The sequence below is a fragment of the Ligaoa zhengdingensis genome (assembly GCF_014384885.1).
Taxonomy (GTDB): domain Bacteria; phylum Bacillota; class Clostridia; order Oscillospirales; family Ruminococcaceae; genus Ligaoa; species Ligaoa zhengdingensis.
In genome coordinates this window covers 1-16,642 of record NZ_JACRST010000002.1, presented here as the reverse complement: position 1 = coordinate 16,642, position 16,642 = coordinate 1, and the positions used below count along the sequence as shown (strand labels likewise).

The 16,642-nt window shown below is 57.5% G+C and carries 13 protein-coding genes; 12 read left to right on the top strand and 1 reads right to left on the bottom strand.

Annotated features, from left to right (window positions below; translation table 11 throughout):
* Window positions 1–5: 5 nt before the first annotated feature.
* The 12 genes from coaE to tuf all read left to right on the top strand — a co-directional run bounded on the left by coaE (window position 6) and on the right by tuf (window position 16,208).
* Window positions 6–617, top strand: coding sequence for a dephospho-CoA kinase (gene coaE / locus H8711_RS02465; RefSeq protein WP_249281957.1), 612 nt, complete (start codon window positions 6–8; stop codon window positions 615–617).
* 4 nt (window positions 618–621) lie between these two features.
* Complete coding sequence (locus H8711_RS02460; RefSeq protein ID WP_249281956.1) at window positions 622–1,212, top strand: lytic transglycosylase domain-containing protein; 591 nt, start codon at window positions 622–624, stop codon at window positions 1,210–1,212.
* A 5-nt stretch (window positions 1,213–1,217) separates the two neighbouring features.
* On the top strand, window positions 1,218–2,627 hold the full coding sequence (locus H8711_RS02455; protein WP_249281955.1) for an aminopeptidase: 1,410 nt from the start codon (window positions 1,218–1,220) through the stop codon (window positions 2,625–2,627).
* 74 nt (window positions 2,628–2,701) lie between these two features.
* The gene (locus tag H8711_RS02450; RefSeq protein ID WP_249281954.1) at window positions 2,702–2,977 is read left to right on the top strand and encodes a LysO family transporter; all 276 of its coding nucleotides are present in this window, start codon (window positions 2,702–2,704) and stop codon (window positions 2,975–2,977) included.
* Window positions 2,974–3,576: a LysO family transporter gene (locus H8711_RS02445; protein WP_249281953.1), complete on the top strand. Its 603-nt coding sequence runs from the start codon at window positions 2,974–2,976 to the stop codon at window positions 3,574–3,576. Before H8711_RS02450 ends, H8711_RS02445 begins: the two co-directional genes overlap by 4 nt.
* Before the next feature lie 61 nt (window positions 3,577–3,637).
* Complete coding sequence (locus H8711_RS02440) at window positions 3,638–3,853, top strand: hypothetical protein (protein WP_249281952.1); 216 nt, start codon at window positions 3,638–3,640, stop codon at window positions 3,851–3,853.
* A 192-nt stretch (window positions 3,854–4,045) separates the two neighbouring features.
* Complete coding sequence (rpoB, locus tag H8711_RS02435) at window positions 4,046–7,816, top strand: DNA-directed RNA polymerase subunit beta (protein ID WP_249281951.1); 3,771 nt, start codon at window positions 4,046–4,048, stop codon at window positions 7,814–7,816.
* Window positions 7,817–7,833: 17 nt separating this feature from the next.
* A complete protein-coding gene (rpoC, locus tag H8711_RS02430; protein WP_249281950.1) occupies window positions 7,834–11,397 on the top strand; it encodes a DNA-directed RNA polymerase subunit beta' in 3,564 nt (1,187 codons plus the stop codon).
* Between the two features lie 231 nt (window positions 11,398–11,628).
* Window positions 11,629–12,054 carry a 30S ribosomal protein S12 gene (rpsL, locus tag H8711_RS02425; RefSeq protein WP_249281949.1) on the top strand — a complete coding sequence of 142 codons (426 nt, stop codon included), beginning with the start codon at window positions 11,629–11,631 and terminating at the stop codon, window positions 12,052–12,054.
* A gap of 139 nt (window positions 12,055–12,193) precedes the next feature.
* Complete coding sequence (rpsG, locus tag H8711_RS02420) at window positions 12,194–12,664, top strand: 30S ribosomal protein S7 (protein ID WP_249281948.1); 471 nt, start codon at window positions 12,194–12,196, stop codon at window positions 12,662–12,664.
* 151 nt (window positions 12,665–12,815) lie between these two features.
* Window positions 12,816–14,897: an elongation factor G gene (gene fusA / locus H8711_RS02415; protein WP_249281947.1), complete on the top strand. Its 2,082-nt coding sequence runs from the start codon at window positions 12,816–12,818 to the stop codon at window positions 14,895–14,897.
* Window positions 14,898–15,008: 111 nt separating this feature from the next.
* Entirely contained in the window at window positions 15,009–16,208 is a 1,200-nt protein-coding gene (gene tuf, locus H8711_RS02410; RefSeq protein WP_249281946.1) for an elongation factor Tu, read from the top strand.
* A 71-nt stretch (window positions 16,209–16,279) separates the two neighbouring features.
* Here the strand turns inward: tuf and H8711_RS02405 are convergent, their stop codons facing one another.
* Window positions 16,280–16,513 carry a hypothetical protein gene (locus H8711_RS02405; RefSeq protein WP_249281945.1) on the bottom strand — a complete coding sequence of 78 codons (234 nt, stop codon included), beginning with the start codon at window positions 16,511–16,513 and terminating at the stop codon, window positions 16,280–16,282.
* Window positions 16,514–16,642: the final 129 nt, after the last annotated feature.

Below are 16,642 nucleotides of genomic sequence, written 5' to 3'. Positions count from 1 at the left end.
CCGCGATGCGGATATACGGCCTGACCGGGCAGACCGGCGGGGGCAAGACCACCGTCGGCGAGGAGTTGGCCCGCCAGGGCTTTGCGGTGATCGACTGCGACCTCGTCTCGCGCGAGGTGGTCGAGCCGGGGACGCCCTGCCTCGCCAGATTGGCGCAGCGGTTTGGGCAACAGATTTTGCGGCCGGACGGCAGCCTCGACCGCAAAAAATTGGGCGACATCGTGTTCCACGACCGGACGGAACTGGCGGCTCTGGACGAAATCATCTATCCATACATCGAGCGGGAGATCGAACGCCGTATTGAGGAGCTGCGCGCGGGGAATAACAAAGGTATCCTGTTGGACGCGCCTACGCTGCTGGAAAGCGGCGTGCAGCGGCTGTGCGACGGCGGGGTGATCTCGGTGATCGCGCCGGTATCGCTGCGCCGGGCGCGCATCATGGCGCGGGACGGGCTGGACGGCGAGCGGGCGGATGCGCGCATCGCAAGTCAGCACAGCGACGAATACTACATCGGGCAGTCCGATTATCTGTTGCGCAACGAGGGTTCCCCCGAGGAGCTGCGTCAGCGGGCGCGCGAATTGGCGCGCGAGCTGCTCAAATCCAACGAAAAGGGCTGAAGCAATGGCATCCAATATCGGCAGACAAATCGCGCGCACAGCCGTGTTGCTCGGCGCGCTGGCCCTGGCCTTTTGGGTATTGTATGGGGCCTACACCACCTTTTATAAACGGGCTTATCCCACGGAATACTGGAAGACCGTGGTGCGCGAGGCGGACCGCAACGGCCTGCCCTACGACCTGGTGTTTGCGGTGATCCGCACCGAGAGCGGCTTCCGTCCGCAGGTGCAGTCGAGCGTGGGCGCGCGCGGGCTAATGCAGCTCACCGAGGACACCTTCGACTGGACCAAATCCAAGATGGAGGACGCGGGGGATGAGACCTATGCCGACCTGTTCGACCCCGAGGTCAACATCCGGTACGGCTGCAAGCTGCTGCGCCTGCTGCTGGATGAATTCGAGGCGGGGGATACCGCGCTGTGCGCCTACCATGCGGGGTGGGGCAACGCCAAGAAATGGCTGGCGGATGACGAGCATTCGGCCGATGGGATCAACATCCACACCATCCCGTTTGGGGATACCAGGCGCTATGTCCAAAAAATCAATGAGACCCGGGCCATCTACCGGAATCTCTATCAATTTGTAGAACACGGAGGTTAACTATTATGGCGGAAGAAAAGAGCGCAGCGGAACAGTTGCAGGAAAAGCTGCTGATCAAAACCGAGAACGGCGGTCTGGCTCTCGACGACGCGGAGCTGCAAAAAGCGCAGGAATTCTGCGAGGGGTACAAGGCGTTTTTGAACGCGGCCAAGACTGAACATGAGGCGGTGGCCTACACCGTCGAAAAGCTCAAAGCCGGCGGCTATGTGGAGTTTGAGCCGGGTAAGCGCTACAACCCCGGCGACAAGGTCTACTATAACAACCGGGGCAAGGCCCTGGTGTTCGCCACCATCGGCACCGAGGGGTTCGAGCAGGGGGTGCGCATCGTCGCCGCCCACATCGACTCCCCGCGGCTGGACCTCAAGCCCCGTCCGCTCTATGAGGAGGCGCAGCTCGCCTACCTGAAGACCCACTACTACGGCGGCCTCAAGAAATACCAGTGGGGCGCTATCCCGCTGGCGTTGCACGGCGTGGTCGTCAAGAAGGACGGCACCACCGTCCAGGTGAAGATCGGCGAGGATCCGGAGGACCCCATCTTCTGCGTGACCGACCTGCTGCCCCACCTCGGCCGGGAGCAGATGAAGCGCCCGCTCGCCGAGGGCCTGCGCGGCGAGGAGCTCAACATTTTGGTGGGCTGCCACCCCTTCCGCGACGACAAGGCCAGCGAAAAGGTCAAGCTCAATATCGCCAACATCCTGTTTGAAAAATACGGGATTACCGAATACGACTTCCTCTCGGCTGAGCTCGAGGCGGTGCCCGCCTTTGACGCGCGTGACCTGGGCCTCGACCGCGGCATGATCGGCTCCTATGGGCAGGACGACCGCGTCTGCGCCTACACCGCGATCGAAGCGGGGCTCGCGGCGACCGCACCGGTTCATACCACGGTGACGGTGCTAGCGGACAAGGAGGAGATCGGCTCCAACGGCAATACCGGCCTCAAGTGTTCGTACCTGCGCTATTTCATCGCTGATCTGGCGGCGCCCTACGGGGTGGAGGCGCGCACCGTGCTCTCCCATTCCCAGTGCCTGTCGGCCGATGTGAACGCGGCCTACGACCCGAACTTCGCAGATGTCTACGAGCGCAAAAACAGCTGCTATATCAACTACGGCGTGGTCATCACCAAGTACACCGGCGCGGGCGGAAAGAGCGGCACCAGCGAGGCGTCGGCTCACTATATGGCCAAGATGCGCCGCCTGCTGGATGACGCGGGCGTGTTGTGGCAGACCGGCGAGCTCGGCAAGGTGGACGCGGGCGGCGGCGGCACGGTAGCGATGTATATCGCGGAGCTCAACGTCGATGTGGTGGATGTCGGCGTCCCGGTGCTTTCGATGCACGCGCCGTTCGAGGTGGTGTCCAAGGTGGACGTGTATATGACCTACCGCGCGTTTTGTGAATTTTTGAAGGAACAGAAATAAGACGGCTGGCGTGGCGGGGGAGACCCCGCCCGCCGATTTTTCGACTGAAACAGGAATGGAGCGTTGAAAATCCCATGGTATCGGTTTTGGTGTGCATGGCGGTCGGCATCTTCTTGGGGCTCAAGGTGATCCCGGCCAAATATCAAAAGATCAACGGCCTGCTGCAATACGTGTTCATCGCAGTCCTGATCTTCTGCATGGGCGCGGGGCTGGGCAGCAGCCCGACCTTCTTTGAGGAGCTCGCGCATATGGGCCTCCAGGCGCTGGCGTTTGCGGCGATCCCCATCGCGCTGTCGGTCGCTGGCGTCGCGCTGGTCACAAAATACATATTAAAGGAGAATAAGCGATGATCTGGCTCGCAATCGTCAGCCTGGTACTGGGCGTGGCCTGCGGGCAGTGGGTGTTCTCGGGTGAGACGGTGTCGCTGCTCGACCAGGTCGCGGATGTGACCCTCAGTCTGCTGATGCTCTCAGTCGGGATCAGCGTGGGGGCCAACCGTCTGGTTTTCCGCAAGCTGCGCGAAAACAATCTCAAGCTCCTGGTGATACCCGGCGCAATCATCGTCGCGTCGGTGCTGGGGGGATACCTGACCGGCCTGCTGTTCGGCATGGAACCGCATGTCAGCATGGCGGTCGCGTCCGGCCTGGGGTGGTACAGCCTGTCGGGCGTCATGCTCACCGAGCTGGCCGGGGCGGAGATCGGCGCGCTCACCTTTTTAAGCAATGTGCTGCGAGAAATCCTCTCTTTCCTCATCATCCCCACCATAGCCAAGTACTGCAACCGCTATACAGCCATCGCTCCAGCGGCGGCCACCAGCGAGGACACCACCCTCCCGATGATTATGAAATGCACCGACGAGGAGGTGGCGGTAGTCTCAGTGATCAACGGCTTTCTCTGCTCTCTGGCTGTGCCGTTTTTGATCGAGCTGACCTTCCATCTGCCCTGGTGAACCGCCGGTTCCGTAAAATATTGGAAAAAATCCGCGCTTCCGTGTATGGGAGCGCGGATTTTTGGCCCATATTATGGGTGTGCGCCTGCTGGTTCCGCTACATAAAATGGGGGAGAGGGCGCAAATTTGCGTGAAAATGCGCCGATCGCAACAAAAAATGGGCGTAGAATCGCCAGAGAGTGTTAAAAAAATGGACGTTCCTATTGACTTCGCTTGTAAATTGGTAAAATGGACAAGCCGAAAAAATTTTTTTATCAAAAAAGGACAAAAATGTTGACAATCGCTTGCAAAGGTAATATAATATTAGAATGTATCATAATGGCTAAGTTTGCCATTAAAACAAAATAGTATAGCAAAAATCAAACGAAAATTCAATACTATTGTGCAGAACTTTGCAGAATTTCGCTGTCAAATTCTGTGAGTTTTATACAATCGGGTTGTAAATAGATGGAATGGAGTGAGCAAGCCTATGGTGAATGTGAAAGACGTACATCTGGGAAAGAACATCCGCAAGAGCTTCAGCCGGATCAACGAAGTGCTTGAGATGCCAAACTTGATCGAGGTTCAAAAAAACTCGTATAAGTGGTTTCTTGAGGAAGGGCTGAAGGAGGTATTCCAGGATATTTCCTCAATCACCGATTACACCGGTAACCTTGTACTCGACTTTATTGACTATCATCTCGACAACACGCCCAAGTACTCGGTTGAGGAGTGCAAAGCCAGGGATGTGACCTATGCGGCTCCCCTGCGTGTGCGCGCCAGCCTGCTCAACAAGGAGACCGGCGAGGTCAAGGAACAGGATATCTTCATGGGAGACTTTCCCCTGATGACCGATAGCGGCACTTTTGTCATCAACGGTGCGGAGCGCGTCATCGTCTCCCAGCTCGTCCGTTCGCCGGGCGTCTATTACGGCATGAGCTACGACAAGACCGGTAAGAAGCTGTTCACCTCCACCGTGATCCCCAACCGCGGTGCGTGGTTGGAATATGAAACCGACTCCAACGATATCTTTTATGTCCGCATCGATAAAAACCGCAAAATTCCTGTGACGGTGTTCCTCCGCGCGCTGCTCAAGCTGGACGACGACAAGCAGAACGGCAGCGAGAACGGGCTCACCGACCGCTACGGCTCCGACCAGGAGATCTTCGACATCTTTGGCGAGGACGAGCGCCTGATCAAGACGATTCAGGACAAGGATAACACCAAGAACGGCGAAGAAGCGCTGCTCGAGGTCTACCGCAAGCTGCGCCCGGGCGAGCCGCCGACGGTGGACAGCTCGGTCACCCACCTGCAAAACCTGTTCTTCGACCCGCGCCGCTACGACCTCTCCCGCGTGGGCCGCTACAAATACAACAAAAAGCTGGGCATCGGCCAGCGCCTGGCGGGCCATGTGATCGCCGAACCGATCGTCAACCCCATGACCGGCGAGCTACTCGCCGAGCCGGGCAAGGTGCTCACCTATGACGAGGCCATGGAGGTCGAGGCGGCGGGCGTGTCCCGTGCAGCAATCACTGTGGATGGTGTGGACATTCTTATTTTGTCCAACGGCATGGTGGATATCAAAAATTATGTGGCATTTGATTGCTCTGAGCTGGGCATCAACGAGAAGGTCCGCTTCTGTGTCCTGCGCGAGTTGCTCGAGCAGAACGAGGATGAGGCGTCCCTCAAGGAAGCCATCAAGGCGAACCTCGATAAGCTGATCCCCAAGCACATCATCAAGGACGATATTTTCGCCTCCATCAACTACATCAACAACCTGGCCTATGGCGTGGGCAACACCGACGACATCGACCATCTGGGCAACCGCCGCATCCGTTCGGTGGGCGAGCTGCTGCAAAATCAGTTCCGCATCGGTTTTTCCCGTATGGAGCGCGTGGTGCGCGAGCGCATGACCATCCAGGCGCAGGATATGGATGTGATCACCCCGCAGGCGCTGGTCAACATCCGCCCGGTGGTCGCGGCGATCAAGGAGTTTTTCGGCTCCTCGCCGCTGTCGCAGTTCATGGATCAGACCAACCCGCTCGCGGAGCTGACCCACAAGCGCCGCCTGTCGGCCCTGGGTCCCGGCGGTCTGTCCCGTGACCGCGCGGGATTCGAGGTTCGCGACGTGCACTACAGCCATTACGGCCGCATGTGCCCGATTGAAACCCCGGAGGGTCCCAACATCGGCCTGATCTCCTACCTCGCGACCTTCGCCCGCATCAACGAGTACGGCTTCATCGAGGCGCCTTACCGCCGCGTGGACAAGAACACCGGCGTGGTCACCGAGGAGGTCGTCTACATGACCGCCGACGTGGAGGATAACTTCCGCGTGGCGCAGGCGAACGAACCGCTGGACGAGGAGGGGCGTTTTGTGCGTCCCCGCGTCACCGGCCGCTTCCGCGACGAGATCCTCGAGATCGAGCGCGAAAAGGTCGATTACATGGATGTCTCCCCCAAGATGGTTGTCTCGGTCGCAACCGCAATGATCCCCTTCCTGGAGAACGACGACGCCAACCGCGCACTGATGGGCTCCAACATGCAGCGCCAGGCGGTGCCGCTGCTCAAAACCGATTCCCCCATCGTGGGCACCGGCATGGAGTACAAGGCGGCGGTCGATTCCGGCGTCACGGTGCTCGCCAAGCAGGACGGTACGGTCGAGAAGGTTTCGGCCAACGAGATCGTCATCAAGGCGGACAGCGACGGTTCGCTGGAAACCTATAAGCTGATTAAATTTATGCGCTCCAACCAGAGCACCTGCATCAACCAACGCCCGATCGTCGAGCACAACGAGCATGTCGTGAAGGGGCAGGTCATCGCAGATGGCCCCGCCACCAGCGATGGCGAGATCGCGCTGGGCAAAAATGCTCTGATCGGGTTCATGACCTGGGAGGGCTACAACTACGAGGACGCGGTTCTCATCAACGAAAAATGCGTCCGCGACGACGTGTTCACCTCCATCCACATGGAGGAGTACGAGGTGGAGGCCCGCGACACCAAGCTCGGACCCGAAGAGATCACCCGCGACATCCCCAACGTTTCGGACGACGCGCTGCGCGAGTTGGACGAACGCGGCATCATCCGCGTGGGTGCGGAGGTGCGCGCCGGGGATATCCTGGTGGGCAAGGTGACGCCCAAGGGCGAGACCGAGCTCACCGCCGAGGAGCGCCTGCTGCGCGCCATCTTCGGCGAAAAGGCGCGCGAGGTGCGCGACACCTCCCTGCGCGTGCCGCACGGCGAGTACGGCACCATCGTGGACATCAAGGTGTTCACCCGCGAAAACTGCGACGAGCTGTCCCCGGGCGTCAACATGGTGGTGCGCTGCTATATCGCCCAGAAGCGCAAGATCTCGGTGGGCGATAAGATGGCCGGCCGCCACGGCAACAAGGGCGTCGTGTCCCGCATCCTGCCGCAGGAGGATATGCCCTTCCTGCCCGACGGCACGCCGCTGGATATCGTGCTCAACCCGTTGGGCGTTCCGTCCCGTATGAACATCGGGCAGGTGCTGGAGGTCAACCTGGGCCGCGCCGCACGGGCGCTCGGCTGGAAGGTGGCCACCCCGGTCTTCGACGGCGCGCACGAGGAGGACATCCGCGAGCTGTTCCGCGAGGCTGGTCTGCCGGAGGACGGCAAGATCACCCTTTACGACGGCCGCACCGGTGAAAAATTCGACAACCCCGTCACCGTGGGTTATATGTATTACCTCAAGCTGCATCACCTGGTCGATGATAAGATCCACGCCCGCTCTACCGGCCCGTACTCGCTGGTCACTCAGCAGCCGTTGGGCGGCAAGGCGCAGTTCGGCGGCCAGCGCTTCGGTGAGATGGAGGTTTGGGCGCTCGAGGCTTACGGTGCCGCCTACACCCTGCAGGAGATTCTGACCGTGAAGTCGGACGATGTGGTCGGCCGTGTCAAGACCTTCGAGGCGATTGTGAAGGGCCACAACATTCCGAAGCCGGGCATCCCCGAATCGTTCAAGGTCATCATCAAGGAGTTGCAGTCGTTGGGCCTCGACGTCAAGGTGCTTGACAAGGACAACGAGGAGATCGACCTCAAGCAGACGTTCGACGATGATGACGACGTGGGTCTGCCCCGCATGGGCGACGACGACACCCTCGAGATGGAATATGTCAAGGACGAGGAGGAAATCGGTGAGCACTACCAGCCCGAAGAGATGGAACCCGACGAAAGCGAATCGATCTTTGAAGCCGACGAAGTGTTCGGCCTGGACGACGATGATTTGTTTGACGATAAATTGTAAGGGAAGAAGGGGTCGCAATGGAGTTTAATGTATTTGAATCAATCAAGATCGGCCTTGCTTCGCCGGAACAGATCCGGGAGTGGTCTTATGGCGCGGTGGAGAAACCGGAGACGATCAACTATCGTACACTAAAGCCAGAGCGTGACGGCCTTTTCTGTGAACGCATTTTTGGTCCCACCAAGGACTGGGAATGTAATTGCGGTAAATACAAACGCCTGCGCTACAAGGGCAAAATCTGCGAGCGATGCGGCGTCGAGGTCACCCGTTCCAAGGTGCGCCGCGAGCGCATGGGCCACATCGAGCTGGCCGCGCCTGTCTCGCACATCTGGTACTTCAAGGGCATTCCGTCCCGCATGGGCCTGCTGCTCGACCTCTCGCCGCGCCTGCTCGAAAAGGTGCTGTATTTTGCGTCCTACATCGTGATTGACCACGGCAGCACCCCCCTGGAGGATAAACAGCTCCTTTCGGAAAAGGAATACCGCGATATGCGCGAAAAATATGAGGATGAATTTGTGGCCGGCATCGGCGCGGAGGCGATCAAACAGCTGCTGCAAAACATCAACCTCGACAAGCTCTACGACGAGCTGCGCTCCGACCTGGAGCACGCCTCGGGCCAGAAGAAGATCCGTGTGCTCAAACGGCTGGAGGTCGTGGAGGCATTCAAGAAGAGCGGCAACAAGCCCGAGTGGATGATTCTGGACGTGGTGCCGGTCATCCCGCCTGATATCCGCCCGATGGTGCAGCTGGACGGCGGCCGCTTTGCGACCTCCGACCTCAACGACCTGTACCGCCGCGTGATCAACCGCAACAACCGCCTCAAGCGCCTGCTGGAGTTGGGCGCGCCCGATATCATCGTGCGCAACGAGAAGCGCATGTTGCAGGAGGCGGTGGACGCCCTGATCGACAACGGCCGCCGCGGCCGTCCGGTCACCGGCCCCAACAACCGCCCGCTCAAATCCCTTTCGGATATGCTGAAAGGTAAGCAGGGTCGTTTCCGCCAGAACCTGCTGGGTAAGCGTGTCGACTACTCCGGCCGTTCGGTTATCGTCGTCGGCCCCGAGCTGAAGATGTACCAGTGCGGTCTGCCCAAGGAGATGGCGCTCGAACTGTTCAAGCCGTTCGTCATGAAGCGCCTGGTGGATACCGGCGCGGCGACCAATATCAAAAACGCGCGCAAGATGGTGGAGCGCGCCCGCACCGAGGTGTGGGACGCCCTGGACATCGTCATCAAGGACCACCCGGTTATGCTCAACCGCGCGCCGACCCTGCACCGTCTGGGCATCCAGGCGTTCGAACCGATCCTGGTTGAGGGCCGCGCGATCAAGCTGCACCCGCTGGTCTGTACCGCCTTCAACGCCGACTTCGACGGCGACCAGATGGCCGTCCATGTGCCGTTGTCCGCAGAGGCACAGGCGGAGGCCCGCTTCCTGATGCTGGCGGCCAACAACCTGCTCAAACCCTCCGACGGCCGCCCGGTGGCGGTGCCCACCCAGGATATGGTGTTGGGCTCCTACTATCTGACGCTCATTAAAGAGGACGAACAGGGCGCGGGCAAGGTGTTCCGCGACGTGAACGAAGCGCTGATGGCTTACCAGGACGGCGCTGTCGGGCTGCACGCCCCGGTGAAGATCCGCATGACCAAGGAGGTAGGCGGCGAGAAGGTGCACAAGCTGGTGGAGTGCACCGTGGGCCGCGTCATCTTCAACAACCCCATCCCGCAGGATTTGGGCTATGTCGACCGCTCCAACCCCGACAATCTGTTCCGCCTGGAAGTGGAATTCCTGGTGGGCAAGAAACAGCTCGGCGACATCATCGACCGCTGCATCCGTGTGCACGGCACCGCCGCCACCGCGGAGGTGCTCGACAAGATCAAGGCGCAGGGCTATAAATATTCGACCAAGGGAGCCATCACCGTCGCGGTGTGCGACGCTGTGATTCCGCCGCAGAAGAAACAGATGCTCGACGAGGCGGATGAGAAGATCCTCAAGATCACCAAGCAGTATAAGCGCGGCCTCATCTCCAACGACGAGCGCTACGGCCTCATCATCAAGACCTGGAACGACACCACCGAACAGGTGGCCAAGGCCTTGAAGGATAACCTCAGCCGTTACAATCCCATCTTCATGATGGCGGATTCCGGTGCGCGTGGTTCGATGAATCAGATCCGCCAGCTGGCGGGTATGCGCGGCCTGATCGCCAACACCTCCGGTAAGGCCATCGAAATTCCGATCCGCGCCAACTACCGCGAGGGTCTCAACATTTTGGAATACTTCATCTCCTCCCGCGGCGCGCGCAAAGGCCTCGCCGATACCGCGCTTCGCACCGCGGACTCCGGTTACCTCACCCGCCGTCTGGTCGATGTCTCCCAGGATGTCATCATCCGCCAGGAGGACTGCGGCACCCGCGAGGGCATCGTGGTCTGCGACATCAAGGACGGCGGCGAGATGATCGAGCCGATGAAGGAGCGCCTGCTCGGCCGTTACCCGGTCGACGACGTGATCGATCCCAGTACCGGCGAGCTGTTGGTTTCCAAAGACAAGATGATGGACGAGAACGACGCCAAAAAGGTGGTCGATGCGGGCATTACCCACGTCAAGATTCGCACCGTCCTCAACTGCGAATGCAAGCACGGCGTCTGTGCCAAGTGCTACGGCGCAAACCTGGCCAACGGCAAGCGCGTTTCGGTCGGCGAGGCGGTCGGCGTCATCGCGGCCCAGTCGATCGGCGAGCCGGGTACCCAGCTCACCATGCGTACCTTCCATACCGGCGGTATCGCGTCGGCGGACGATATCACTCAGGGTCTGCCGCGCGTCGAAGAGCTGTTTGAAGCGCGCAAACCCAAATCGCAGGCGATCATCAGCAAGACGGCCGGTGACGTGCGCATGGAGGAGATCAAGAAGAGCAACCACGTCGTGGTCCTGAACAAGGAGACGATGGAAGAGGAGAGCTACATGATCCCCTACGGTTCCCGCTTGAAGGTGCAGGAGGGCGACCACATCGAGGCCGGCGATATGATTACCGAGGGCTCGATCAACCCGCACGACGTGCTCGCCATCAAGGGCTACCTCGCGGTTCAGGATTACCTGATCCAGGAGGTGCAGCGCGTCTACCGCTTGCAGGGCGTTGATATCAACGATAAACACATCGAAGTCATAGTGCGTCAGATGATGCGCAAGGTCCGCGTGGAAGACCCCGGCGACACCAACATGCTCACCGGCTCGCTGGTGGATAAGGGCGAGTTCGTCGCCGAAAACCAGGCGGTCCGCGACCGCATCGAGGCCGGCGAGGAGAGCCTGCGCGAGGCGACCGCTTCCGCAGTGCTCATGGGTATCACCAAGGCGTCGCTCGCCACCGACAGTTTCCTGTCTGCGGCTTCCTTCCAGGAGACCACCCGCGTGCTCACCGAAGCCGCGATCAAGGGCAAGGTCGATCCGTTGCTGGGCCTCAAAGAGAACGTCATCATCGGCAAGTTGCTGCCCTGCGGCACCGGCATGGATTGCTACAGCCGTGTGGAAGTGGTGCCTGGGAACCAACAAAACGGTTACCTCAGCGACGCCATGGAAGAGGTAGCCGCCAATTAAGAACTGAAATAATTAGAATTCGTAGGCTTTCACAAAGATTTGTCAGGATTTTTTGTAAAAATGTAGAAATACTACTTGACATCCTAGGCAATGAAATGGTAGAATATTTACTTGGTGAAGCCTGAAAACCGATTAAGGGGCTGGCGAAACCAGCCCCTTTCTCTTTGTTTATTAAAAGCTGTGCGTATTGTACAAGCTCTTAATAGAAATAATTTTGTAAGGAGGTGCCATATGCCAACCTTTAACCAGTTAGTCCGTAAGGGAAGAGAAGTCGTTGAGAAGAAATCCACCGCTCCCGCGCTGCTGAAAGGCTGGAACTCCAAGAAAAGAGTTGCAATCGATCAGAATTCTCCTCAAAAAAGAGGTGTGTGTACTGCCATCAGAACATCCACCCCGAAAAAGCCGAACTCCGCGCTTCGTAAAGTTGCCAGGGTGAAGCTCACCAACGGAATCGAGGCAACAGCCTATATTCCCGGTATCGGCCACAACCTGCAGGAACACAGCGTTGTACTGATCCGTGGTGGACGTGTCAAGGACCTTCCCGGTGTGCGTTATCACATCATCCGTGGTACGCTCGACGCGCAGGGCGTTGCGAAGAGAATGCAGGCCCGGTCCAAATACGGCGCAAAACGTCCGAAGGCTGGTGCATCGAAGTAATAAAACCCCAAGAATTTGGCGATAATAGCAACTGCTGGTGCAGTGCGTTTATTTTGATAAATGCCCCTGCATTGGCGCCAACGGGAGTTTTGTCACTTTCGAGTACCGATGAATTCATACTGTGAAGGAGGGAAGCGAAGTGCCAAGAAGAGGTCGTATTGCAAAACGCGATGTTTTGCCGGATCCGCTTTATAATTCAAAGCTGGTCACTCGTTTGATCAACAATGTTATGTACGATGGTAAAAAGGGTGTATCGCAGAAGATTGTCTACGGTGCCTTTGACATCATCAAAGAGAAAACCGGCCGTGATCCCCTCGAGGTGTTCGAGGAAGCGATGGAGAACGTCATGCCCCTGCTGGAAGTAAAGGCCCGCCGTGTCGGTGGTGCCACCTATCAGGTGCCCATGGAAGTTCGTCCGGACCGCAAGCAGACGCTCGGTCTGCGTTGGATCACCACCTATTCCAGAGCTCGTTCTGAGAGAACGATGAAAGAACGTCTTGCGGGTGAGCTGCTCGATGCCATCAACGGACAGGGCGGCGCGTTCAAAAAGCGCGAGGATACCCACAAGATGGCGGAAGCCAACAAGGCGTTTGCACACTACAGATGGTAAGTTCACACCGGTTCGCTCCGCGCATGGCAAGCTGACGGCCCTGTGCGCGGCGTGATTCCAGTGAAAATGGGAGCGCGCGCGGCCGTAATCGGGCTGGGCGCGCGTCCAAGCAAAAACCGATTCGTTCGTTATTTATTTTAAGGAGGACAATATGCCGAGAGACGTTTCTTTAGAGCTCACTCGTAATATAGGCATAATGGCCCACATTGACGCTGGTAAAACCACCACAACCGAGCGTATTCTGTTCTATACCGGTAAGAATCACAAGATCGGTGAGACTCACGACGGTTCAGCTACAATGGACTGGATGGCGCAGGAGCAGGAGAGAGGTATCACCATCACTTCCGCTGCTACGACTTGCTACTGGAAAGGCCATAGAATCAACATCATCGATACCCCGGGACATGTGGACTTCACAGTGGAGGTTGAGCGTTCGCTCCGCGTGCTCGACGGTTCTGTGACGGTTTTCTGCGCCAAGGGTGGTGTTGAGCCGCAGTCGGAAACAGTTTGGAGACAAGCTGATAAGTATCGCGTTCCCAGAATGGCGTACGTCAACAAGATGGACATCATGGGCGCGGATTTTTACCGCGTGCTGAATATGATGCACGATCGTCTGAAGTGCAACGCCGTTCCCATTCAGTTGCCGATTGGCTCTGAAACTTTCTTTAGAGGCATTGTTGACCTCATTAAGATGAAAGCGGAAGTATACTACGACGATCTGGGCAAAGATATCCGCGAGGAAGAGATCCCCGAAGACATGTTGGAGCTGGCGGAGAAATACCACACCGAGCTGATCGAGCATGTCGCTGAGACCGACGAGGCCCTGATGGAGAAGTACCTGGAGGGCGAGGAACTCACCATAGAGGAGATCAAGGGTGCGATTCGCAAATCGACCATTGCCAACACTATGGTTCCCGTCTGCTGCGGTACTTCCTATAAAAACAAGGGCGTGCAGCCCCTGCTGGATGCGATTGTGGACTTCATGCCCGCCCCGGTGGACATCCCCAACATCAAGGGTGTTAACCCTGATACCGAGGAAGAGGAGGAGCGTCCCTCCTCCGACGACGAGCCGTTTGCTGCGCTTGCTTTCAAGATCGCAACCGACCCGTATGTGGGCAAACTGTGCTTCTTCCGCGTTTACTCCGGTACGGTCAACGCTGGTACTACTGTTTACAACTCTGTAAAAGATAACAATGAGCGTATGGGCCGTATCCTGCAGATGCATGCGAACCACAGACAGGATATTGAAACCTGCTACTCCGGTGATATCGCGGCGGCGGTTGGCCTCAAGAACACCACCACCGGCGATACGTTGTGCGATCCCAAGCATCCGATCATCCTCGAGTCCATGGAATTCCCCGAGCCGGTTATCCGCGTCGCCATAGAGCCCAAGACCAAGGCTGGTCAGGAAAAGATGGGCATCGGCCTGGCGAAGCTGGCCGAAGAGGATCCGACTTTCCGCACCTACACCGATCAGGAAACCGGACAGACGATCATCGCCGGTATGGGTGAGCTTCACCTGGAGATCATCGTCGACCGTTTGTTGCGCGAGTTTAAGGTGGAGGCAAATGTCGGTAAGCCCCAGGTTGCTTACAAAGAAACCATCCGCAAGCATGTCGAAGTGGACGAGAAGTACGCCCGTCAGTCGGGCGGTAAAGGTCAGTACGGCCACTGCAAGATCAAGATGGATCCGAACGAGTCCGGCAAGGGCTACGAATTCCGCAATGAGGTCGTTGGCGGTGCGATTCCGAAGGAATATATCCCCGCGATCGATGCCGGTATTCAAGGCGCGATGCAGGCTGGCGTTTTGGCCGGTTATCCTGTTGTGGACGTTATCGTCACGCTGTACGATGGTTCCTACCATGAGGTCGACTCCTCGGAAATGGCGTTTAAGATCGCCGGTTCCATGGCGTTCAAAGACGGTATGAAGAAGGCTGACCCGGTCATCCTCGAGCCGATCATGAAGGTTTCGGTTACTGTGCCTGAGGATTACATGGGCGATGTCATCGGCGACCTGAACAGCCGCCGCGGCCAGATCCAGGGTATGATTGCCCGCAACGGCGCGCAGCAGATCGATGCGTTCGTGCCGCTGTCTGAGATGTTCGGTTATGCGACCGACCTGCGTTCCAAGACCCAGGGCCGCGGTCAGTACACGATGGAGCCCTCGCACTATATCGAAGTTCCCAAGTCGATTGCTGAGAGCATCATGTCCGCAAGGGCTAAGAAGGACTAATTCTTGTCCATCTTTTGCGGCAAAATGCTTGAATTTTCTATGAAATATTGCTACAATGGGACTTGTAGCCACCAATAAAAAATAATTCCAATTTAAGGAGGAACAAAATCAATGGCGAAACAGAAATTTGAACGTACCAAACCCCATGTTAACATTGGTACTATCGGCCACGTTGACCACGGCAAAACCACTCTGACCGCTGCGATTACCAAGACTCTGGCGATGAAGGGCCAGGCCAAATATGAAGCGTACGATATGATCGATAAGGCCCCTGAGGAGAGAGAGCGCGGCATCACCATCAACACCGCTCACGTCGAGTACGAGACCGACAAGCGTCACTATGCTCACGTTGACTGCCCGGGACATGCCGACTATGTTAAAAACATGATCACTGGCGCTGCGCAGATGGACGGCGCGATCCTGGTTGTTTCCGCGGCTGACGGCCCGATGCCCCAGACCCGTGAGCACATCTTGCTCTCCCGTCAGGTTGGCGTTCCCTATATCGTCGTATTCATGAACAAAGCGGATCAGGTTGACGATCCCGAGCTGCTCGAGCTGGTTGAGATGGAGATCCGCGAGCTGCTGTCCTCCTACGACTTCCCCGGCGACGATATTCCCATCATCAAGGGTTCCGCTCTGGAAGCTCTGGAAGCTCCCGACGATATTACCAATCCCGCTTACAAGCCCATCCTTGAGCTGATGGATGCTGTCGACGATTATATCCCCACCCCCGAGCGCAAAGCCGACCTGCCCTTCCTGATGCCTGTTGAGGACGTGTTCACCATCACCGGCCGTGGTACTGTTGCCACTGGTAGAGTTGAGCGTGGCCAGGTTAAGATGTCTGACGAGGTTGAGATCGTCGGCCTGCAGGACGAAAAGATGAAGACCGTTGTCACTGGTATCGAGATGTTCCGTAAACTGCTCGACTATGCTGAGGCTGGCGACAACATCGGTGCTCTGCTCCGTGGTATCCAGAGAAGCGAAGTGCAGCGCGGTCAGGTTCTCTGCAAACCCGGCTCGATTCATCCCCACACCAAATTTCGCGGCCAGGTTTACATCCTGAAAAAGGATGAAGGCGGCCGTCACACCCCGTTCTTCAACAACTATCGTCCGCAGTTCTATTTCAGAACCACTGACGTGACCGGCGTTGTCGAGCTGGATCAGGGTGTTGAGATGTGCATGCCTGGCGATAACATCGAGATGAACGTCGAACTGATCACCCCGATCGCGATCGAGGAAGGTCTGCGTTTCGCTATCCGTGAGGGTGGCCGTACCGTAGGCTCCGGCGTTGTTATCAAGATCAACGAATAATCTTTTTGAGTATTCAATAAAAACCGGCGGTAAAAGGGCCCTTTTACCGCCGGTTTTTTCTTTTTGATTTCTTACTTCTCCTCCGCAATCAAGGAACTGGCCCATTCGATCAACAGGCGGTAGTCGGCTTCAAGCGACGAAGGAGAAAAGCAGTTGCACCGATTTTTTTCAAGGATTTGTGCATCTATGCCGGTGAGATGGGTGGACAAAGCGTCCTTTTTGTCAAAGTATTGGCCGGTTTTCAGAAATACCTTTGCTTGGAGCAGGAAGAAAGCGGGCTTATAGAGTCCTTTTAAATTTTGCAAAGCATCTTCAAAACATCGGTGTACAAGGGGTACAAACGAGATAAAATAGAAATGAGGGTCGATAGAGTGGAAGTATCAGATTTTCCACTCTATCTGAACACGGTCGCTGGTGGCCTTGATCGTAGAGAT

Excerpts from the sequence above, each read along its gene's own strand:
- coaE (WP_249281957.1), top strand. The coding sequence starts at position 6 with ATGCGGATATACGGCCTGACCGGGCAGACCGGCGGGGGCAAGACCACC.
- H8711_RS02460 (WP_249281956.1), top strand. The coding sequence starts at position 622 with ATGGCATCCAATATCGGCAGACAAATCGCGCGCACAGCCGTGTTGCTC.
- H8711_RS02455 (WP_249281955.1), top strand. The coding sequence starts at position 1,218 with ATGGCGGAAGAAAAGAGCGCAGCGGAACAGTTGCAGGAAAAGCTGCTG.
- H8711_RS02450 (WP_249281954.1), top strand. The coding sequence starts at position 2,702 with ATGGTATCGGTTTTGGTGTGCATGGCGGTCGGCATCTTCTTGGGGCTC.
- H8711_RS02445 (WP_249281953.1), top strand. The coding sequence starts at position 2,974 with ATGATCTGGCTCGCAATCGTCAGCCTGGTACTGGGCGTGGCCTGCGGG.
- rpoB (WP_249281951.1), top strand. The coding sequence starts at position 4,046 with ATGGTGAATGTGAAAGACGTACATCTGGGAAAGAACATCCGCAAGAGC.
- rpoC (WP_249281950.1), top strand. The coding sequence starts at position 7,834 with ATGGAGTTTAATGTATTTGAATCAATCAAGATCGGCCTTGCTTCGCCG.
- rpsL (WP_249281949.1), top strand. The coding sequence starts at position 11,629 with ATGCCAACCTTTAACCAGTTAGTCCGTAAGGGAAGAGAAGTCGTTGAG.
- fusA (WP_249281947.1), top strand. The coding sequence starts at position 12,816 with ATGCCGAGAGACGTTTCTTTAGAGCTCACTCGTAATATAGGCATAATG.
- tuf (WP_249281946.1), top strand. The coding sequence starts at position 15,009 with ATGGCGAAACAGAAATTTGAACGTACCAAACCCCATGTTAACATTGGT.